Below are 19,878 nucleotides of genomic sequence, written 5' to 3'. Positions count from 1 at the left end.
GGTTAAAAACGTTCCCAAAACAACTTCAAACCATTAAACACTTAAACCTTTAAACAAAACTATATGGAAACAGTTCAAGCAATAAAACAACGTTTTGAAATTATTGGGAATGATCCCAAACTCAATCGCGCCATCGAAAAAGCGATTCAAGTGGCTCCAACAGATATTTCGGTGCTGGTTTCTGGTGAAAGTGGTGTGGGTAAAGAAAACATTCCTAGAATCATCCATTCTCTTTCACATAGAAAACACGGCAAATACATTGCTGTTAACTGCGGTGCTATCCCTGAAGGCACTATTGACAGTGAGCTTTTTGGTCACGAAAAAGGCGCTTTTACTGGAGCAACTAATACTAGAGAAGGCTATTTTGAAGTTGCTGATGGCGGAACCATATTTCTAGATGAAGTTGGAGAACTGCCATTAACTACTCAGGTGCGTTTGCTACGTATTCTTGAAAATGGTGAATTCCTAAAAGTGGGTTCGTCTCAAGTACAAAAAACGAACGTTCGAATTGTAGCTGCCACCAATGTCAATCTTTTTGATGCCATTGAAAAAGGAAAATTCAGAGAAGATTTGTACTATCGTTTGAGTACGGTAGACATTACTTTACCTCCTCTTCGCGACCGCAAAGACGATATTCATTTATTGTTTAGAAAATTTGCTGCTGATTTTGCTCATAAATATAAAATGCCTCCATTAAAGCTAGACGATAACGCCGTTCATATATTGCAAAAATTCCGTTGGAGTGGAAATATCAGACAGCTAAGAAACGTTGCAGAGCAAATTTCCGTTTTAGAAACCAATCGCGATATTAGTGCGGCAACTTTGCAATCCTATTTACCTGTAGAAAGTAGCAACTTGCCATCGGTTATTAAAGACAAGAAAAGCGAAAGTGATTTCAATACCGAAAGAGAAATTTTATACAAAGTTCTTTTTGATATGAAAAGCGACTTGCACGATTTAAAAAAACTGACGTTGGAATTAATGCAAAACGGAAGTTCAAAAGTGCAAGAAACCAATCAAAACCTAATTCAAAAGTTATATGGTTCAAAATCAGATAGCGAAATTGAATTTGAAGAAGAGCCAAGAACAGCAGTAATTACCACTCAAAATATTGATAACAATTATCAAGAACCTGAGGAAAATTATCTTTTTGCAGAAACGATTGAAGAAGAAGAGATTCTCAAACTAGAACAAAAAGAAATTGAGTTGATTAAAAAGTCGTTAGAAAAAAACAAAGGAAAACGAAAGGCTGCCGCTGATGAATTGGGAATTTCAGAACGTACTTTGTATCGAAAAATCAAACAATTCGATTTATAAAAATGAATACAATTCCAAATTACTATATTTGAATAAATTTGGAACTAAGAACTTAAAATGGTGTTCCTTTCACCACAACTTTATGAGAAATTTATTTTTTTTATTTGCAATCATTTGCCTTTTCACACTGAATAGCTGTGGCGTATACAACTTTACTGGTTCTGGTAAAATTGATGCAAAAACATTTCAAGTGAATTTTTTCCAAAACAATGCCGAATTGATTGAACCTGGAATAGACAGAACTTTCACCTTACAATTACAAGATTTAATTCAGAATCAAACCAATTTAAACTTGGTAAAAAATGGAGGTGATTTGGTATACGAAGGAGAAATTACCGATTATAGAATCAGCCCAATGACAGCAACGGCCGATCAGCGTGCCGCGCAAAACCGTTTGAAAATCAGAATTAATGTCCGTTTCACTAATAAAAACAAAGAAACCGATAACTTTGAAAAATCATTTGAGTTTTTCTATGATTATCCTGCCGACCAACAGTTAACAGGTTCGACATTGAGCGCTGGTCTAAAAGAAATTTTTGATAGAATTTCGCAAGACATTTTTAATGAATCACTGGCAAAGTGGTAATCCAATTAATCCTATCTTGATTATAAAATGAACGTTACTGATTATACCTTTTTAATAAACAAACCCGACACTATTAATAGTGCCTATACGGATGCACTTGGCAATATTCTGAATGAATTTCCATACTTTCAAAGCGCAAGAGCTTTACGTCTAAAAGGTCTTTTCAACCAAAATAGTTTCAAATACAATTATGCCTTAAAGGTTACAGCTGCGCATACCACAGACCGTTCGATACTATTTGATTTCATCACCTCAGAGCATTTTGATACTCTTCAAAATGACTTGTACGACAAAAAAAATCTCGAGCTTATGAATATGGAAGTGGTAGATAGTGAAATCGTACATCCAAAAACAATTTTGGAACAGCAACAAAAAGCACTAGAATTATCTATACTCACGTCTATAAAAGAAGCGACTAATAATAACGATACTATTTCCGATAACGAGTCGGAATCGGTTATTGAACTCGGCAAACCCATTGACTTTACACCAAATGAAAAGCACTCATTTCAGGAATGGTTACAATTATCGAGAACACAGCCTATCGACCGAAGCATAGACAACAATTCAAAAACCTTCGAAGATAGTATGGAAGAAGAGAGAAAGAAAAAAGCAGCATTGATTGATAAGTTCATCGAAACCAATCCTAAAATTGCGCCAATCAAACCTGGTACTGCTCCAGCCCCGCAATTTGAACTCAATTCTTCAGACAATACGCACTTAATGACAGAGACTTTAGCAAGAGTTTACTTGGAACAAAAAAAATATCAAAAAGCGATACAAGCTTATGAAATATTAATTTTGAAATATCCAGAAAAAAGTAGTTTCTTTGCAGACCATATATCAGAAATAAGGAATTTACAAAATAACAATAATTAAACAATGAGCACATTTTCAATTTTTTTAGTTTTAATAACTATAGTTTGTTTTTTACTAATCGTAGTAATTATGGTTCAAAACCCTAAAGGTGGCGGATTATCATCATCAATAGGAGGATCACAAATGTTGGGTGGTGTTCAAAAAACGACTGACTTCTTAGACAAAAGTACTTGGACATTAGCTACTATCTTGATTGCTTTAATTTTGCTTTCTAGCTTAAGCTTTTCAGGATCTATGAGTGATACAGATTCTAAAATCATCGAAAAAACTGAAACTGCTGCTCCACAAACAGCTCCAGTACAAAATGCACCTGCAACACCTGCTGCACCTGCTACAAAATAATAGAAACCTATACATTATAAAATGCCAGCCTGTCAAAGCTGGCATTTTTTTTAGGAAAAATTGTCAGTTTATAAGGCTTGGCACAATTTCTGAAATTCAAGAATCGATTAAAAATTAATTCAAAATAAAAAATAAAAACCATGGCATTAAACATTAAACCCCTATCGGATAGAGTTCTTATCGAACCTGTTGCCGCTGAAACAAAAACAGCTTCAGGGATTTTTATTCCTGATACCGCAAAAGAAAAACCTCAAAAAGGAACTGTAATTGCTGTTGGTAACGGAACCAAAGACCACGCAATGACAGTAAAAGTAGGCGATACCGTACTTTACGGTAAATATGCGGGTACAGAATTAAAATTAGAAGGAACCGATTATTTGATTATGCGCGAGGATGACATTCTTGCTATAATCTAAAAAATTAAACAGTACGGACAAGTCGCGACTTGTCCCTTCAATTTATTAATTATTCTAAAAAAATAAAAAAATGGCAAAAGATATTAAATTTGATATTGAAGCACGTGACGGTTTAAAACGTGGGGTAGACGCATTAGCTAATGCAGTAAAAGTAACACTTGGCCCAAAAGGACGTAATGTTATTATTGGAAAAGCTTTTGGAGGACCAAATGTAACGAAAGACGGTGTAACGGTAGCTAAAGAAATCGAATTGAAAGACCCATTAGAAAATATGGGAGCTCAAATGGTAAAAGAAGTAGCTTCAAAAACCAACGACTTAGCGGGTGATGGTACTACAACTGCAACTGTTTTAGCGCAAGCCATCGTAAAAGAAGGTTTAAAAAACGTAGCCGCTGGAGCCAATCCAATGGATTTAAAAAGAGGAATCGACAAAGCTGTTGAAGCTATTGTTGCCGACTTAGCAAAACAAGCTAAAGTAGTAGGAAGTGATTCTGAAAAAATCAAACAAATTGCTTCTATTTCTGCCAACAATGACGAAGTAATTGGTGAATTAATCGCTACTGCTTTCGCAAAAGTTGGAAAAGAAGGTGTAATCACTGTTGAAGAAGCCAAAGGAACTGAAACCTTTGTAGATGTTGTTGAAGGAATGCAATTCGACAGAGGATATTTATCTCCTTACTTCGTAACCAACCCTGAAAAAATGGAGGCTGAATTAGAGAATCCATTCATCCTTTTATACGACAAAAAAGTTTCTTCATTAAAAGAATTATTGCCAGTTTTAGAACCAGTAGCACAATCAGGAAAACCATTATTAATTATTGCAGAAGATGTTGATGGCGAAGCTTTATCAACATTGGTAGTAAACAAATTACGTGGTGCCTTGAAAATTGCTGCTGTAAAAGCACCTGGTTTTGGCGATAGAAGAAAAGCTATGCTAGAAGATATCGCTATCTTAACAGGAGGAACTGTAATCTCTGAAGAAAGAGGCTATACACTAGAAAACACTACTATCGATATGTTAGGAACTGCCAACAGAGTAACTATCGACAAAGACAATACTACTATTGTAAACGGTGCTGGAGATACGGAATTGATCAAAAACCGTGTGAACCAAATCAAAGGTCAAATGGAAACTACGACTTCTGATTATGATAAAGAAAAATTACAAGAGCGTTTGGCTAAACTAGCTGGAGGTGTTGCTGTTCTTTATGTAGGTGCTGCTTCTGAAGTAGAAATGAAAGAGAAAAAAGACAGAGTTGACGATGCTTTACATGCTACTCGTGCCGCTGTAGAAGAAGGTATTGTTGCTGGTGGTGGTGTAGCTTTGTTGAGAGCAAAAACTGTCCTTAGCACACTAAAAGCAGACAACGCTGATGAAGCTACTGGTATCCAAATCGTTTCTCGCGCAGTAGAAGCTCCATTGAGAACTATTGTAGAAAACGCTGGATTAGAAGGTTCTGTTGTAGTAGCAAAAGTAGCTGAAGCAACTGGAGATTTTGGTTACAATGCCAAAACTGACGAATATACTGATATGCTAAAAGCAGGTATTATCGATCCTAAAAAAGTAACTCGTGTGGCTTTAGAAAACGCAGCTTCTGTTTCAGGAATGATCTTAACTACAGAATGTGCTTTGATTGATATTAAAGAAGAAAATGCCGGAGGCGGAATGCCAATGGGAGGCGGAATGCCAGGAATGATGTAATAAACATAATTCCCAATACAAAAATTCCAAACTCCAAATTTGGAAACCATAAAAAAATCCGAAGCTTAAAGCTTCGGTTTTTTTGTTTGTATAATCAACTAAGGACTTATCACTATTTACAATGAACTAAATTATTCTGGTCTCTTTTTCAACATTTTCATAAAAACTGGAAAAGTAGAAACCAAAATAATCCCAATTACAATATATTCAATGTGTTTTTTCAAGTCGATACCGTATTCAAGAAAGATGCCATACAAATAATGCCCGGCAAAAATCAAAAGAAACGCCCACATAAACGAACTCAAAATATTAAAGAACATAAACTTCTTCTTATCCATCGAAACAATTCCTGCAACTATTGGTGCAAACGTTCTAAAAATAGGCAAGAATCTAGCATAGATAATGGCTTTTCCTCCATACTTTTCGAAGAAATCTTTCGATTGCAATAAATACTTTTTCTTAAACCAAAAGGTATCTTCTTTCTTGAACAAGTAATACCCACTTTTGGCGCCAAACCAATAACCTACCATATTCCCTAAAACTCCTGCGATAGCAACCATCATTGACAAGAAAGTCACGTTGATAAAATCACTTTCAACCACGAAAAGATTTTCAACTAAACTACGACTGTAAATTCCTGAAAGAAAAAGTAAACTATCACCTGGAAGAAAAAAACCTGCAAAAAGTCCTGTCTCGGCAAATACGATAAACAAAACCACATACAACCCAATTTGAACGCCACCTATACTTAATGTGATATAAAACTCAGGATTTAATAATTGGGTCCATTCAAAATTATTCATATTCGGGCTTAAATTTGGATTTATTAGTTGGTGAAAATAGGCATTTTTTAACAAAGGCGCAAAACAAACCCCTATTTTAAAGTTTTATTAACGGTTTAAAAAAACACCCAAAACGATTGTCTTGGGTGTTCTAAAAAATTATTCTTTTCTCTCGTACAAACAACATGAATGCAACTTGTCGTAATCTTCTTTTGTTGCTTTTACATCATCAGTATCATGACCCACTTTTGCAATTGCCTTTTTAACATCAAGAAGGGAACACTTTTCTTCATTGAGAATTAAAGATAATTGATGCGAAGGAATATCCCAAGTAGCTGACTTCACCCCTTCTACAGAAAGAGCAGCCTTTTGAATGCGTTTTTGACACAGCCCACAATTACCATTTACTTCGGTTACATGTTTAGCATTTTTGTTCTTTTTTTCTTGTGCTTGAGCAACAAAACCAACTAAAGCAACTAATACAACTAAAACTATTTTTTTCATAATTTCTATTTATTTAAAGTTTATTTTATTTTAAAACGTAGTCCTGCATAATACATTTGACCAAAGATTGGCGCATATACAATTGAAGCATCAAAAGTAGGCCCAAAAGGAGTTTCTGCTCCAAGTATTGCTTTGCTTTGCTTATAATTACCAATATTTTCTCCTCCAACATACACTTCGAAATTAGAAGAAAACACATGTGTTACTTGAGCATTAATCAAGTTATAAGAAGGTGAAAACTCAGGTAAACGATCTTGAGTAGGATTCGAAGCTGTCACTGGCAATTGCTGTTTGCCTAACCAGTTATAAGTTGCATCAAAACGCCATTGGCTTCCAGATTCACTTCGTCCTGTTTCGTATTCTAAATTCCCAAAAAAACGATGCTTCGCTTGCAAGGGTCTTTGGTAAACACCTGACAAATAGTGCGTTTGAATGTCATAATACTTATAAGCAGAACGCAAACTAAAACGATTCGCTAGTTCATAATTGAATTCGATTTGCAAACTCGTCGCATAGGACTTCCCTTTTAGATTATAAAACAAAACCTGCTGCGGCGATTGCATTACATCGACTACGGCTTGATTTTGAAAATCGGTTCTGTAAATATCAATTCCAGTATCACCGTTTCGGCCAAACAATTGAAATTTTTGATTAAAACTTAAACCATAATTCCAAGCAATTTCTGGATTCAAGCCATAGATTTTCCCATCGGTATCCAAAATAGAAAGCGTTCTAGAGCTAGCAAACAACGATTGATTTTCGGCAAAAATATTCGCCGCACGTTTTCCTCTTCCTGCCGAAAAACGAATCACCGTTTTCTCCCAAGGATTGTAACGAAGGTGCAAACGAGGCGTTACAAAAGTCCCCAATCGATTGTGATTATCGACTCTTCCGCCTAAAACCAAGCTGAAATTATCGTCGTTATCATACGTATATTCAAAAAAAGCACCTACTGAATTATCTACTCTTCCATAATCTGTCAACCCCACAAACTCATTGTAATTGTCGTACGCAAAGTTGATTCCAGTTGCAAACTTATGCTTTGTATTGTTAATGATAGAGTTGAAAATCAAATTCGAATAAAAGCTACTTTGCTTAATATCGTACAAATTCAAACCATAATACGAGTTTTGGTCATGCAACGTAAAAGCATTTTGAAAACCTATACTTTGAAACGGCATGTCTTTGAAGACATAGCCCACTTTCGTTGCCAAATCCAATCTTTGCGTATTGATTTCAGAACCCCAACGATTAGTGGTACCGCTGTCTGTATCGGGATCAAAATCAACCTCACCAGCTTGTTTTTTATCATTCATATACCTGAAATTGATAAAACTCACTAGTCCGTTTTCGGCATCATAATATTGGTAGCGATTCATAACATTGATTTGCTTTGCCAACGGATTATCCATAAAACCATCGTTGTTCTGGTCCATTTTAGACACACGAGTGTTACCGTGTACAAACAAACTACTACTCCATTTTTGAGACAATTGCGTGTTAAAATGCGTGTTCAACTCAAATCGAGAATCGGTAGAACCGTAGGCATTCAAAAAGAAAGGAATATCGTTAATAGGCTTAATCAATTCGGTGTTTATTTGACCCGAAATGCTCTCATAACCATTCACCACACTTCCCGCACCTTTGGTAATTTGAATACTTTCAACCCACGTTCCCGGTGTAAACGACAGTCCATAGGCTTGTGAGGCACCACGAACAGAAGGCACATTTTCCTCAGTAATCATCAGGTACGGACTCGTCAAACCTAACATTTTGATTTGCTTCGTGCCCGTCAAAGCATCCGAAAAATTCACATCGATAGAAGGATTGGTCTCGAAACTTTCGGCCAAATTACAACAAGCTGCTTTAAGCAACTCTTTGCTGGTTACCAAGGTAGTGTTGGTGGTAACCGTGAAGGATTTTTGCAATCCTTTTCGCTTTTTGGTCACCTTTACTTCGTCTAGATTTTCTTGTGAAAAAACCGGAAACGCCAGTAAAATGGTGGCAAAAAGCACTATTTTTTTATACATTGTTTAATCTGATTTATGCCGTCGTCCAACATATTTTGGGCGAAACCCCATTTAGTCAAGGGGGCAATAAAAGTAACGTGCTATTCGCCCCCTTGCCTAAATGCGGTCGGGCTATCCGCGCTACTTCGGTAGCCAGCTGCTATCCCTTACGCAAACCTGTGCACAAGGAAAAATAGGCTCAAACGACAACTGTTTATAAAATTTTCAAGAAATTAAATAAACAAAAATCAGGCGTAAAAAATGTATTGATGGTATAATTGGTAGAGCGGAGGCGCATTGATAGCGACATAAAAATCGTTGACTACCTTTTTTTGAAAATGAGGTGTTGTAGCAAAAACTGTAACTTGTTGCACAGGCACTAAGAAAGGAGCCGAAATAGCAAACAATACAATTTTTACAGTCGCATTATCCGACTTTTTTTCAAAATGCACCACTTTATCTTTACAGCAAGAATCTTTTTCGACAACTGCTGTTTTCTCACAACAACCATCAGGCTCTGTCAAAGATAAAAGTTCAGAATGCAAACTTATCGCAGCAATAGAGTCGCCACAATAATGCACATTAAAAGCCATTCCTATATTGGAAACCAATAATAGGAGTGCCAAAAATAAACTAGTGCTCTTCTTTACATTCATACTGCGAAATTACTCATTGGATTGTTGTAACAATTAAAATATTTGTTAAAATTACAAATCAAACGTTTGTCCCATCATTGGAACCACACAATCAAAGCCATATAGCTCTTGTATCTTAATGCGCAATTCATCAGCCGCTTGATTTTCACCGTGCACCAAAAACACTTTCTTAGGTTTATTTTCTAAAGCCGATAGCCAATGCAATAAATCTTTCTGATCACCGTGAGCAGACAAGCCTTCAATCTCTACAATATTGGCTTTGACCTCATAATATTTACCGCGAATTTTGATATCCTGAGCTCCTTCTAATAATTTTCTACCTCGAGTTCCTTCCGCCTGATATCCGATAATAATTACTGTTGTTTCTGGCAAACCAATATAGCGTTCTAAATAACTCAAGACTCTTCCTCCTGTTATCATTCCACTCGCAGCAATAACTACTTTTGGCTGTTTGTTATAAATTATCTCAATCGTTTCTTTATAATCAGAAACCATTGTAAACATTTTACACATTCCAACATACTGTTCTTGTGTTAATTTGTGCCATTTCGCATTATGCTCAAAAAGGTCAAGCATACTAATTCCCATTGGAGTATCAATAACATAGGGAATCGAAGGAATTCGTCCTTCTTCTTTCAATTGCCACAATAAAAACATCACGCTCTGAGCTCTTTCGACGGCAAAACTTGGCAAAATTACCGTTCCACCTTTGGCAATAGTGTTATTGATGTACATTTCCAACTCAAGTTTAGGGTCGGTGTCGGGGTGCAATCTGTTTCCATACGTACTCTCCAAAAACAGATAATCACCTCGATGAGGCAATGTTGGAGGAAATAGCAACACATCATTGTCGCGCCCAATATCACCTGAGAAAACCAAATACTGATTTTCTAAATGCAATTCGATACTACAAGCGCCTAGAATATGTCCTGCATTACTAAAAACCGCTTCAATCTCGGCATCCAAAGCGATAGCCGTTTTGGGCTGAATCACTCTAAAATGGGAAAACACTTGTTCGGCTTGAGCCACAGTATAAAGTGGTTCAGCAATTTGATGTTTCGAATACTTGCCTTCATTCGCTTTATTGGCTTCTTCTTCTTGAATTTTGGCGCTATCTAGTAAAATTAATTTGGCTATAGCAGCCGTGGGACTTGTGCAATAAATTTTTCCCTTAAAACCTTGATCGACTAATCTTGGCAACCAGCCACAATGATCTAAATGACCGTGAGTCAGCAAAACAAAATCAATGGTAGCAGGCAAAACAGGCAAAGGCTCCCAATTCAATTCCCGCAAGGGCTTGACACCTTGAAACTGTCCACAATCAATCAAAATCCGAATTCCGTTACTTTCTGCGAGGGTTTTAGAACCTGTAACGGTTCCTGCCCCTCCAATGCATACAATTTTCATAAGGAATGTTTTTAAATTAAAGTGCTAAGTAGTACACAATTCTCTTGCTTCTTTGAGTACATTTTGTATTCTATTTGAACTCAAACCAATCGTATTCAAAACCGATGAATGGGTCAAAATATCTTTAACCAACAACAAATCTTCTTGTAATAAATGTTCCTTTTCGGCCAGAGACAAAGTAGTCAAACAGGTAATAGGATATAATTTATTCTGGTCCGTTTTGGACTTCAAACAATTATTTTCGGGATAATTCCAACTCAAAAGTTGCAATCCTGAACAATTTGCAAAAGTGATGGCATCGGACGTAAATCGATTATTGGTTACTATCCAACACGAAATCAGAGGACTTTTGGAATCAAAAAAAGGATGCGATTTTGTTTTTAAATCATTAAATCTAGACAAAATATACATCGGCACTTTTACATCCGAAGCCACTTCTCTACCCGCGTGAAACTTGCATTCAACCATTCCCATTTCCGAGTCTTTTTGAATCAAAACATCTATTTCGTGGGTGACACATTTTCCTTGTAAAACTAAATTGGTTTTCGTCAGATAGCCTTCCGATTCAAAAAGGCGGGCAATATATTTTTCAAAATAAAAACCAGCTGGACCTAACATTCGTATGGCTTCACGCAAGTTGTAACGCGCTGCGTGTGCATTTGAATTTTTCTTTAGCAAGGCAAAAGCCATCTTGTAAATTTGCTTCGTCGCCATCCCATCAAAAAGTTGTGCACTTATGGTCGAAATGATTTGTTGGGCTTGCTCAGGATTGGCACCTGCTTTTAGTAGTGATTTCAATAACTTATTGGAATTAAAATCAACTGTATCCCCTGAATATTTGACAACTTTCATCACGCTTTAGTTTACATATTTTATATGCAGAAATCCAACTAAAGGTACGTATAAATTAGCTATTTAAGGCGCTTTTGATAATAAAATCCGGGAATGAAGAGCAGGATAAAAATAGGTTGAATCAAAAACCTTCGTACATAAAAAAGAAGCAAATAATTTTGATTCTGAAAAGAAAGAAGACAAAACAAGACAACTATTAGCAAAACAAAAAAAGCTACAAATAGTACACCCGAAAACTTAACCATATCCTTGTCTTCAAAAATAACATACAACAAAGCCAAGGATAGCAAAGAATTCAATCCGTATCTCAAAAGCAAGCCTAAAAACAATCGAAACGGCTCATATTTTGGCAAAGGCAAAGTAGCATACTCACCTTTAAAAAAAGCCAAAAAAGGGTCATAAAACAATTGCGTTTCAAATTCGCGAATTAGCGCAAAAAGAAAAACCAAGAGCAACCCAAGAATGATTTTGCTTTTATTTTGAAGTAGATTTTTTAGCATAAGTAGAAAAGTAGTTGACCCAGACAAACCAAAGAATAAAAACAACCCCATAAATAAATAGAGGAAAAATAACGCCGTGCAAAAGGTGCTCATAGGCTGGAAAACGATACAAGAGCAGACTCAAAATCGCAATTCTAATCACATTGAGCACATAAATCAATACACTTCCTCCAATCAAAAACAACAAAGTAGTCCTAAACCTTCCTGCAAAAGCAATCACAAAAGAAACAAAAAGTATCACAACACTTATAGCATTACATCCTTCAATGACGGTAGCCACTTCTTTCTGATGCATCAAAATACTGATTTTGGTATTTTGCTGATACATTACATCCGAATTCGAATCGAATGCTTGCAAGACTTTTTCAACGTGACAAGCCACAAGCCTGGTGATGCCATCCAATTGATTATTCTCATATCCAGACAAATACCACTGGTATAAAAAAGTAAGTAAGATATAAGAAAATAAAAAAGCCCCAATGAATTTCAAAAATGGCTTGTAAAGCGTCCAATAGTTTTTCAAAATTGATTTTTTTTTTCAAATTTATGTAATTTATAAGACTAGCATTAAATACTTTTGTATAAAAACAATTATAAAATGACATTTCAAGAATTACAACCAAAGGTAATTGCCATTACAAGCAACGATACTATTACTAGAGACGAGAAATTATTGGCCATTTGCCAACTTTTGAACGAATCGATTGAATACTACAATTGGGTAGGATTTTACTTTGCCAACCACGATACCAAAACCTTGCACTTAGGGCCTTATGTAGGAGCCGAAACAGAACACACTGTTATTCCCTTCGGAAAAGGAATTTGCGGACAAGTAGCTGAATCGAATGCGAACTTTGTAGTCCCAGATGTTGCAGCACAAGACAACTACATCGCCTGTAGCTTTACCGTAAAATCAGAAATTGTAGTGCCTCTATTTGTAAACGGGGTAAACATTGGCCAAATCGATATTGATAGTCACGTTATCGACCCTTTTACTGAAGCCGACGAACGATTCTTGGAGTTTGTGAATGAAGAAATTGCAAAACTATTTTAAATCATTTTTTATGAGTATAAAAAACTGTTTTATCTTATTTTTTCTATTAGCTTCCTCAAAGATTTATTCTCAAAACAGCACCAAGAAATTATTTCACATCGATAAATATCTAGTAACATCCAACGAAAAAAATTTTGAATACATAAAAGAAATCGAAGAGTATGACTCCGATAAAAAAAAATATCCAATAAAGATATACTACAAATCAGGCAAAATATATCTAATAGGAACTACTTTAAATAAGGACAAAGTTATCCTAGACGGTAATTGCTTATATTACTATGAAAATGGTAAAAGGAAACGACTAGCTAATTACGAAAACAACATCCTTATCAACAAACAGTATTATTATCATGAAAATGGAGTTCTCAAATTAGAATCAGAATTCGAAGTAAGCAAAAACAAAAAAGAGTCTACCCTGAAAATTCTTAACTATTTTGATGAAAATAATGTGCAAAAAGTAACCAATGGTGAGGGAGAATATGTAGAAGAGGGCTGGAACGATCAAACCTCAACTGGCACAATAAAAAACTTTTTGAAAGAAGGTATTTGGAGAGGACATTTAATAGGGAAAAAAGTCAGTTTTACCGAACAATACAATAAAGGCAAATTAGTTGTGGGCCATAGTCTTGACTCTTTGAATAACAAATTTACTTACAATGTCGTTAACGAAAGGGCCCTTCCCAAAAAAGGAATGAATGATTTTTATAATTATTTAAAAAAAAACGACATCATTCCAAAAAACATAAATGGTAAAATTACAGGCAAAATAATCATCAACATTGACATTAACGAAAACGGTAAATTAGAAAATGTTTCTGCATATACAGGAGACCAATATGGAATTACAGAGAATGCAATTCAATTAATTTCTCAATATGAAAATTGGATACCCGGAAAACATCGAGGGGTAAACGTTAAGACACATCTCACACTCCCAATTGTGTTTCAATAAATCATTGTAATAATTTAAACAGCTCACAACATCTAAATGCTAGTCAATTCCAAAAAGAAAGAAACGTTTCTTTTGTTCTAGTCAAATTTATTTTATACTTTTGCACGCGTCTTATAATAGCTGTAAGTCATACATAAAAATCATTTAAATAATATTAGCATGTATTTAACTAAAGAAGTAAAAGCGGAAATTTTCGCGAAACACGGAGGAAAAGCAGAAAACACTGGATCTGCAGAAGGACAAATCGCTTTATTCACACACAGAATTAGCCACCTAACTGAGCACTTGAAAAAAAATCGTCACGATTATAACACTGAGCGTTCTTTGGTACTATTAGTAGGTAAAAGAAGAGCTTTGTTGGATTACTTGAAGAAAAAAGAAATCAACAGATACCGTGAGATTATCAAAGTATTGAATATTAGAAAATAATCAATATAAAAAAGAGGTGCGAAAGTGCCTCTTTTTGTTTTTACATTTCAAGCATTTACAAGAAAAAAAGTTTGGTTTTTCATTGGGTTTTAGGAACAACAACTACTACAACAACTACTACAACACAACTAAAACCCATTGTATAACCAATTAAGGAAAAATTTATGATTCCACAATTATTTGTAGAAAAAATCGATTTAGGTGATGGCAGAAGCATCACAATCGAGACAGGACATTTAGCCAAACAAGCGGATGGTTCTGTAGTAGTTAGAATGGGCGACACGATGATACTTGCCACAGCAGTTTCAGCTCGTAGCGCTAACCCAGCGGTAGATTTCTTACCATTAACCGTAGATTACCGCGAAAAATTCGCAGCAGCAGGTCGTTTCCCAGGTGGTTTCTTCAAAAGAGAAGCACGTCCTAGCGACAGCGAAGTATTGACAATGCGTTTAGTAGACCGTGTTTTACGTCCACTTTTCCCAGACGATTACCATGCTGAAACACAAGTTATGATTCAGTTGATGTCTCATGATGAAGAAGTAATGCCAGATGCATTGGCAGGTTTAGCAGCATCTGCAGCATTAGCAGTATCTGATATTCCTTTTTACAATTTGATTTCAGAAGTACGTGTTGCACGTATTGATGGTAAATTTGTAATCAACCCAAGTAGAGAAGACTTAGCAAAATCAGACATCGACATGATGATTGGTGCTTCTATGGACTCTGTAGCTATGGTTGAAGGTGAGATGAAAGAAATCTCAGAAGCTGAAATGGTAGAAGCTATCAAATTTGCACACGAAGCAATTAAAGTTCAAATTGAAGCACAATATCGTTTACAAGCGGCTTTTGGTAAAAAAGAAACTCGTACTTACGAAGGAGAAAAAGAAAACGAAGAAATTTATAAAAAAGTAAAAGCTGCTGCTTACGATAAAATTTATGCTATCGCAAAAGTAGGGTCAGCTAAACACGAAAGAAGTGCTGCATTTGCTGAAGTAAAAGAAGAAGTAAAAGCTTTATTTACTGAAGAAGAATTAGCTGCTGATGGCGATTTAGTTTCTAAATATTTTTACAAAACTAACAAAGAAGCGGTTCGTAATGTCGTATTAGAATTAGGCGTACGTTTAGATGGTAGAAAAACAACTGATATTAGACCTATTTGGTGTGAAACAGATTATTTACCAAGAGTACACGGTTCTTCTTTATTTACTCGTGGAGAAACTCAAGCTTTGGCTACGGTAACTTTAGGAACTTCTAGAGAAGCGAACCAAATCGACTCTCCATCAGAACAAGGTGAAGAGAAATTCTATTTACACTACAACTTCCCTCCTTTCTCTACTGGTGAAGCAAAACCACTAAGAGGAACTTCAAGAAGAGAAGTAGGTCACGGAAACTTAGCACAACGTGCGTTAAAAAACATGATACCTGCTGATTGTCCTTATACTATTCGTATTGTTTCTGAAGTATTAGAATCAAATGGTTCTTCTTCAATGGCAACCGTTTGCGCAGGTACAATGGCCTTAATGGATGCTGGAGTTCAAATGGTAAAACCAGTTTCTGGAATTGCTATGGGATTGATTACTGACGGAGAAAAATTTGCGGTATTGTCTGATATTTTAGGTGACGAAGATCATTTAGGAGATATGGACTTTAAAGTAACTGGAACTGCTGACGGAATCACAGCTTGCCAAATGGATATTAAAATAGAAGGTTTACGTTACGATATCATGGAGCAAGCCTTGGCGCAAGCACGTGATGGACGTTTGCATATTTTAGGCAAATTGACTGAAACTATCGCTGCACCTAGAACTGATGTAAAAGCACACGCTCCAAAAATCATTACTAGAACTATTCCTGGTACTTATATTGGTGCCTTAATCGGACCTGGCGGAAAAGTAATTCAAGAATTACAAAAAGCTACAGGAACTACCATCGTAATCAACGAAGTAGACGAGCAAGGAGTTATCGAAATTTTAGGAACGGATCCTGCAGGAATCGAAGCTGTATTAGCAAAAATTGCTTCTATTACTTTCAAACCACAAATGGGAGAAGCGTATGAAGTTAAAGTAATCAAAATGCTTGACTTTGGTGCTGTGGTAGAATATACTTCTGCTCCAGGAAACGAAGTATTATTACACGTTTCTGAATTAGCTTGGGAAAGAACAGAAAATGTAGCCGATGTAGTAAAAATGGGCGATGTTTTCCAAGTGAAATACTTAGGTATCGATCCTAAAACTCGTAAAGAGAAGGTTTCTAAAAAAGCATTAGTACCTAGACCTCCACGCGAAGAGAAAAAAGAATAACGATTCAAATAAAGGTTATATTCAAAAACCCCTTATTCATTTTGAGTAAGGGGTTTTTCTTTGCATAAAAAACAATCCAAGTCCAAAGTTATTTATGAATTTCACAATAAAAATCAAAAAAAGTTAAACCACTTTACATTTAATTCATATAAAAAAAATACCTTTAACCTTATTAACCTTATAAACCAGTAATAGACATGGCATTTACAGTTATTCAAAACACAAAAATTAACACAACACCTTTTACTTTTACGAGCCCTGACACCGTAACCTATCCTGTTGCTCCTTTGGTTTCGGCAAAATTCTACACCCCAGCAGGTGGCGCCTTAACCCTAAAAATTAGAGCTACTTTATACATGAACTCTGAGGACACTATCCCACCAACAGTGCAAACGCCAATAGAAAACGGAAACGTTCTAACCATGAATTACGATTATAATTTCTCGGAAGAAACCCCAGAAACTTGTGATGTGTATTATATAGAAGTGGATTATACTTCGGAGACTGTTGCCGACATAACTACGATTATGTCTTATATGATAAATTTAGACCCAGAAGGTTCAAGAGGAACTGAAACCGTTGTAATAAAGTAATTCAATACAGTAACCCATTTAAAAGAAACATTGTTTTATAAAAATAGCTTTATCAAACAATGTTTTTTTATTTCCAGAATACAAACAACAACAAAAATGAATAAGATAAAACCTATTTTAATATTAAATTGTTTACTTATTTACTATCCAATATTATTTTTTTCTCAATCAAATAATAATATTTTCCATAAAGAACTGCTCAGAAAAAAAAATCATTTTTCAAATGAAATAAATTTTAAAAAAGCCTACTACTTTTTTAATAAAAAAAAATGGGACTCAACATTAGTATATTCTATGAAACAATTAAATTCTAATAAGAATAAAAATATAACTGATTATTGTCATTATTTCAGAGGCTATTCCTTTTTACAAATTCGGCTATACAAAGAAGCCCAAAATGAATTAAACCTCATTTCCAAAGAATTTAAATTTCATCCTTTAGTAACGAAAAATTTAGGAGATGCATCTCTGGAATTAAAAGAGTTTCAAAAAGCAATTTATTTCTTTAAAGAGTCTGAAAAAAATTTCGCATTAAACAAACATGAATTAGATCTAAGTGCGATTTATTCAAACATTGGCTCGTGCTATTTTCACACTAAGCAATTTAACAAAGCAGAAGAATATTTCATTAAAAGTCTTCGATTAATCGAAAAAGACAAAGACAAGGCTTCCGTTTTTGCATTAACCATGAATCTAGCTTCTTTATACTATGATCAATACAAAGACAAACAAGCAATTTTATATTTTAAAAAAGGCTATAATATATCAAAAGAAATAAAAGATTTTGACACTAAGAGGATTGCCTCCAAAAACATGGCTGTAGTCGAAGAAAACCGCGGCAATTTCAAACAAGCCCTAGCCTACCGCAAAGAATCTGAACAATGGAATGATTCCCTCAATAATCAAAACAAAGTCTGGGCACTCGCAGACTACGAGAAAAAATATGCGGTGGCTCAAAAACAAAAACAAATCTCGGTACTCAAAGTAGAAAATGAATTAAAAAACACGCAACGCAATACCATGTTTTTTTCTACCATAGGTTTACTGCTTCTTTTAACCGGTGGTGTTTATGTTTATGGACAAAAGGTTAAAAATGCTAAAATTATTTTAAGCCAAAAAGAAAAACTAGACGAGCTCAACGCAACCAAAGACCAACTGTTTTCTATTGTAAGTCACGATTTGCGTTCGTCAGTCAATGCACTCAAAACCAGCAACACCAAACTCACCAGTTCCCTAGAATCCAAAAACTACGACGAACTCGACAAACTCCTGCATCAAAACAGCGCGATTGCCAATGGCGCCTATAGTCTACTAGACAATTTGTTGCATTGGGCGTTATTGCAAACTCAACAATTATATTTTCATAAAGATTCGGTGCATTTGTTTTCTATTGTACAGCAAATAGAATACAGCTACAAACCCTTACTGTTAGAAAAAACAATTGTCTTTGAAAACGAAGTATCCAAAAACTGTTTTATCTTCGTGGATCTCGATTCGTTAAAAATCATTTTGCGCAACTTGCTGGATAATGCTATTAAATTCTCTCCAGAAAACAGCAGCATTCGTTTTTACAGCCTAGACACCCCATCCGAGTTCCATCAATTGACTATTGAAGATCAAGGCATCGGGATGAGCCCAGAAACCATAGCCGAGTTATTAGAAGACAATGAACTATTGGCCAAGAAAAGCAATTCAGAAATCATAGGAACGGGACTTGGAATGCAATTATGCAAACAAATGATCAAGAAAAATGGCGGCACACTCGCCATAGAAAGTGAACTCAACAAAGGCACTAAGATGATTTTATCATTCCCAAAAACGGTATAATATGGACACCATCAACATTCTAATCATAGAAGATACGCCAGAAGAAAGCAACGCCTTGAGCAAAGTACTTTTGGAAAACAACTACAACATCGTTGGCGTAGCAAGAACATTTAAAGAAGCCTTAACGCTGTTTTATAATGAAAAGATAGATATTGCCATTATAGATGTTTTTTTGGATGGAAAACCCGACGGCATCGCTTTTGCCGAGGCGATTAGTATAGTTCCCAATACTGTAAAGCCTTTTGTGTTTTTGACCAGTTCGCAAGACCGTCAAATCTTCGAAAGAGCCAAACTCACCAAACCGTTTAGTTTCTTAATGAAACCTTTCAATCCATTAGAGATTTTATATGCTATTGAAATGGCAGTAGAAAAATTTTACGCTCAAAGCCAAGTCTTTCAAAGCGAAGAACAAGATACCGTGGTAAGTAATGAGTATTTGTTCATCAAGAAAAAAAATGCCTTAAAAAAAGTCGCTCTAAAAGACATTCTCTACATCGAAGTAGAGGAACGGTATTGCAACATCATTACCGAAAAAGAAAAATTTGTGATTATGATTTCGCTCACCAAAATTAGCGGTTTACTCAACCCCAATGAATTCATAAAAACCCATCGCAATTACTTGGTCAATGTAAACAAAATCGAAGAAATCATCCTTGCCGACAATTTAATCATCGTCCAAGGCGGACACAAAGTCAACCTAAGCGACACCTACAAAGACTTCATTAAGAAAATGAATATTCTCTCCTAAAAATACACTACAAATAAATA

Annotated in this window: 21 protein-coding genes; 13 read left to right on the top strand and 8 right to left on the bottom strand. The window is 35.4% G+C overall.

Annotation, left to right across the window (positions count from 1 at the left end; genetic code table 11):
• The first annotated feature begins 63 nt into the window (after positions 1–63).
• The 6 genes from FLAVO9AF_RS15065 to groL all read left to right on the top strand — a co-directional run bounded on the left by FLAVO9AF_RS15065 (position 64) and on the right by groL (position 5,242).
• Positions 64–1,317 carry a sigma-54-dependent Fis family transcriptional regulator gene (locus tag FLAVO9AF_RS15065; protein ID WP_159690743.1) on the top strand — a complete coding sequence of 418 codons (1,254 nt, stop codon included), beginning with the start codon at positions 64–66 and terminating at the stop codon, positions 1,315–1,317.
• Positions 1,318–1,399: 82 nt separating this feature from the next.
• Positions 1,400–1,903: an LptE family protein gene (locus FLAVO9AF_RS15060; protein WP_159690740.1), complete on the top strand. Its 504-nt coding sequence runs from the start codon at positions 1,400–1,402 to the stop codon at positions 1,901–1,903.
• A 27-nt stretch (positions 1,904–1,930) separates the two neighbouring features.
• Positions 1,931–2,782, top strand: coding sequence for a tetratricopeptide repeat protein (locus tag FLAVO9AF_RS15055; RefSeq protein ID WP_159690737.1), 852 nt, complete (start codon positions 1,931–1,933; stop codon positions 2,780–2,782).
• A gap of 3 nt (positions 2,783–2,785) precedes the next feature.
• On the top strand, positions 2,786–3,124 hold the full coding sequence (gene secG, locus FLAVO9AF_RS15050) for a preprotein translocase subunit SecG (RefSeq protein ID WP_159690734.1): 339 nt from the start codon (positions 2,786–2,788) through the stop codon (positions 3,122–3,124).
• 140 nt (positions 3,125–3,264) lie between these two features.
• Entirely contained in the window at positions 3,265–3,540 is a 276-nt protein-coding gene (groES, locus tag FLAVO9AF_RS15045; RefSeq protein WP_024982279.1) for a co-chaperone GroES, read from the top strand.
• 70 nt (positions 3,541–3,610) lie between these two features.
• On the top strand, positions 3,611–5,242 hold the full coding sequence (groL, locus tag FLAVO9AF_RS15040; protein WP_064716469.1) for a chaperonin GroEL: 1,632 nt from the start codon (positions 3,611–3,613) through the stop codon (positions 5,240–5,242).
• A 131-nt stretch (positions 5,243–5,373) separates the two neighbouring features.
• Here the strand turns inward: groL and FLAVO9AF_RS15035 are convergent, their stop codons facing one another.
• The 8 genes from FLAVO9AF_RS15035 to xrtF form a co-directional block, all read right to left on the bottom strand.
• Positions 5,374–6,045 (bottom strand): DedA family protein, encoded by a 672-nt coding sequence (locus FLAVO9AF_RS15035; protein WP_159690731.1) that lies wholly within the window; start codon positions 6,043–6,045, stop codon positions 5,374–5,376.
• Positions 6,046–6,183: 138 nt separating this feature from the next.
• Positions 6,184–6,528 (bottom strand): heavy-metal-associated domain-containing protein, encoded by a 345-nt coding sequence (locus FLAVO9AF_RS15030; protein WP_159690728.1) that lies wholly within the window; start codon positions 6,526–6,528, stop codon positions 6,184–6,186.
• Positions 6,529–6,548: 20 nt separating this feature from the next.
• Entirely contained in the window at positions 6,549–8,558 is a 2,010-nt protein-coding gene (locus tag FLAVO9AF_RS15025) for a TonB-dependent siderophore receptor (protein ID WP_159690725.1), read from the bottom strand.
• 227 nt (positions 8,559–8,785) lie between these two features.
• Entirely contained in the window at positions 8,786–9,193 is a 408-nt protein-coding gene (locus tag FLAVO9AF_RS15020) for a hypothetical protein (RefSeq protein WP_159690722.1), read from the bottom strand.
• Positions 9,194–9,244: 51 nt separating this feature from the next.
• Entirely contained in the window at positions 9,245–10,600 is a 1,356-nt protein-coding gene (locus FLAVO9AF_RS15015) for an MBL fold metallo-hydrolase RNA specificity domain-containing protein (RefSeq protein ID WP_159690719.1), read from the bottom strand.
• A gap of 24 nt (positions 10,601–10,624) precedes the next feature.
• Positions 10,625–11,452 carry an ATP cone domain-containing protein gene (locus FLAVO9AF_RS15010; RefSeq protein ID WP_159690716.1) on the bottom strand — a complete coding sequence of 276 codons (828 nt, stop codon included), beginning with the start codon at positions 11,450–11,452 and terminating at the stop codon, positions 10,625–10,627.
• A 59-nt stretch (positions 11,453–11,511) separates the two neighbouring features.
• Positions 11,512–11,952: an exosortase F system-associated protein gene (locus FLAVO9AF_RS15005; protein WP_159690714.1), complete on the bottom strand. Its 441-nt coding sequence runs from the start codon at positions 11,950–11,952 to the stop codon at positions 11,512–11,514.
• Positions 11,927–12,475: an exosortase family protein XrtF gene (gene xrtF, locus FLAVO9AF_RS15000; protein WP_159690711.1), complete on the bottom strand. Its 549-nt coding sequence runs from the start codon at positions 12,473–12,475 to the stop codon at positions 11,927–11,929. Before xrtF ends, FLAVO9AF_RS15005 begins: the two co-directional genes overlap by 26 nt.
• A 75-nt stretch (positions 12,476–12,550) precedes the next feature.
• Between xrtF and FLAVO9AF_RS14995 the strand changes: the two genes are divergently transcribed.
• From FLAVO9AF_RS14995 to FLAVO9AF_RS14965, 7 genes are all read left to right on the top strand, one after another.
• Entirely contained in the window at positions 12,551–13,006 is a 456-nt protein-coding gene (locus FLAVO9AF_RS14995) for a GAF domain-containing protein (RefSeq protein WP_159690708.1), read from the top strand.
• 10 nt (positions 13,007–13,016) lie between these two features.
• A complete protein-coding gene (locus FLAVO9AF_RS14990) occupies positions 13,017–13,961 on the top strand; it encodes an energy transducer TonB (RefSeq protein ID WP_159690705.1) in 945 nt (314 codons plus the stop codon).
• A gap of 159 nt (positions 13,962–14,120) precedes the next feature.
• Positions 14,121–14,390 (top strand): 30S ribosomal protein S15, encoded by a 270-nt coding sequence (rpsO, locus tag FLAVO9AF_RS14985; RefSeq protein WP_064716460.1) that lies wholly within the window; start codon positions 14,121–14,123, stop codon positions 14,388–14,390.
• Between the two features lie 164 nt (positions 14,391–14,554).
• The gene (locus tag FLAVO9AF_RS14980; protein WP_159690701.1) at positions 14,555–16,690 is read left to right on the top strand and encodes a polyribonucleotide nucleotidyltransferase; all 2,136 of its coding nucleotides are present in this window, start codon (positions 14,555–14,557) and stop codon (positions 16,688–16,690) included.
• A 197-nt stretch (positions 16,691–16,887) separates the two neighbouring features.
• On the top strand, positions 16,888–17,283 hold the full coding sequence (locus FLAVO9AF_RS14975) for a hypothetical protein (protein ID WP_159690698.1): 396 nt from the start codon (positions 16,888–16,890) through the stop codon (positions 17,281–17,283).
• Between the two features lie 294 nt (positions 17,284–17,577).
• Positions 17,578–19,110, top strand: coding sequence for a tetratricopeptide repeat-containing sensor histidine kinase (locus FLAVO9AF_RS14970; protein WP_236552332.1), 1,533 nt, complete (start codon positions 17,578–17,580; stop codon positions 19,108–19,110).
• Between the two features lies 1 nt (position 19,111).
• Positions 19,112–19,858, top strand: coding sequence for a LytTR family DNA-binding domain-containing protein (locus FLAVO9AF_RS14965; protein ID WP_159690690.1), 747 nt, complete (start codon positions 19,112–19,114; stop codon positions 19,856–19,858).
• Positions 19,859–19,878: the final 20 nt, after the last annotated feature.

This window comes from Flavobacterium sp. 9R, from assembly GCF_902506345.1.
In the GTDB taxonomy this organism is placed as follows: Bacteria; Bacteroidota; Bacteroidia; order Flavobacteriales; family Flavobacteriaceae; genus Flavobacterium.
This window is presented reverse-complemented; position numbering and strand designations above follow the sequence as displayed.

Coding starts and splice junctions, on each gene's coding strand:
- FLAVO9AF_RS15005 (WP_159690714.1), bottom strand. CDS start 11,952: ATGCTAAAAAATCTACTTCAAAATAAAAGCAAAATCATTCTTGGGTTG.
- FLAVO9AF_RS15065 (WP_159690743.1), top strand. CDS start 64: ATGGAAACAGTTCAAGCAATAAAACAACGTTTTGAAATTATTGGGAAT.
- FLAVO9AF_RS15015 (WP_159690719.1), bottom strand. CDS start 10,600: ATGAAAATTGTATGCATTGGAGGGGCAGGAACCGTTACAGGTTCTAAA.
- FLAVO9AF_RS15055 (WP_159690737.1), top strand. CDS start 1,931: ATGAACGTTACTGATTATACCTTTTTAATAAACAAACCCGACACTATT.
- FLAVO9AF_RS14980 (WP_159690701.1), top strand. CDS start 14,555: ATGATTCCACAATTATTTGTAGAAAAAATCGATTTAGGTGATGGCAGA.
- FLAVO9AF_RS15030 (WP_159690728.1), bottom strand. CDS start 6,528: ATGAAAAAAATAGTTTTAGTTGTATTAGTTGCTTTAGTTGGTTTTGTT.
- groL (WP_064716469.1), top strand. CDS start 3,611: ATGGCAAAAGATATTAAATTTGATATTGAAGCACGTGACGGTTTAAAA.
- FLAVO9AF_RS15060 (WP_159690740.1), top strand. CDS start 1,400: ATGAGAAATTTATTTTTTTTATTTGCAATCATTTGCCTTTTCACACTG.
- FLAVO9AF_RS15020 (WP_159690722.1), bottom strand. CDS start 9,193: ATGAATGTAAAGAAGAGCACTAGTTTATTTTTGGCACTCCTATTATTG.
- FLAVO9AF_RS14970 (WP_236552332.1), top strand. CDS start 17,578: ATGAAACAATTAAATTCTAATAAGAATAAAAATATAACTGATTATTGT.
- FLAVO9AF_RS15025 (WP_159690725.1), bottom strand. CDS start 8,558: ATGTATAAAAAAATAGTGCTTTTTGCCACCATTTTACTGGCGTTTCCG.
- secG (WP_159690734.1), top strand. CDS start 2,786: ATGAGCACATTTTCAATTTTTTTAGTTTTAATAACTATAGTTTGTTTT.
- groES (WP_024982279.1), top strand. CDS start 3,265: ATGGCATTAAACATTAAACCCCTATCGGATAGAGTTCTTATCGAACCT.
- FLAVO9AF_RS15035 (WP_159690731.1), bottom strand. CDS start 6,045: ATGAATAATTTTGAATGGACCCAATTATTAAATCCTGAGTTTTATATC.
- FLAVO9AF_RS14990 (WP_159690705.1), top strand. CDS start 13,017: ATGAGTATAAAAAACTGTTTTATCTTATTTTTTCTATTAGCTTCCTCA.
- FLAVO9AF_RS14965 (WP_159690690.1), top strand. CDS start 19,112: ATGGACACCATCAACATTCTAATCATAGAAGATACGCCAGAAGAAAGC.
- FLAVO9AF_RS15010 (WP_159690716.1), bottom strand. CDS start 11,452: ATGAAAGTTGTCAAATATTCAGGGGATACAGTTGATTTTAATTCCAAT.
- rpsO (WP_064716460.1), top strand. CDS start 14,121: ATGTATTTAACTAAAGAAGTAAAAGCGGAAATTTTCGCGAAACACGGA.
- FLAVO9AF_RS14995 (WP_159690708.1), top strand. CDS start 12,551: ATGACATTTCAAGAATTACAACCAAAGGTAATTGCCATTACAAGCAAC.
- FLAVO9AF_RS14975 (WP_159690698.1), top strand. CDS start 16,888: ATGGCATTTACAGTTATTCAAAACACAAAAATTAACACAACACCTTTT.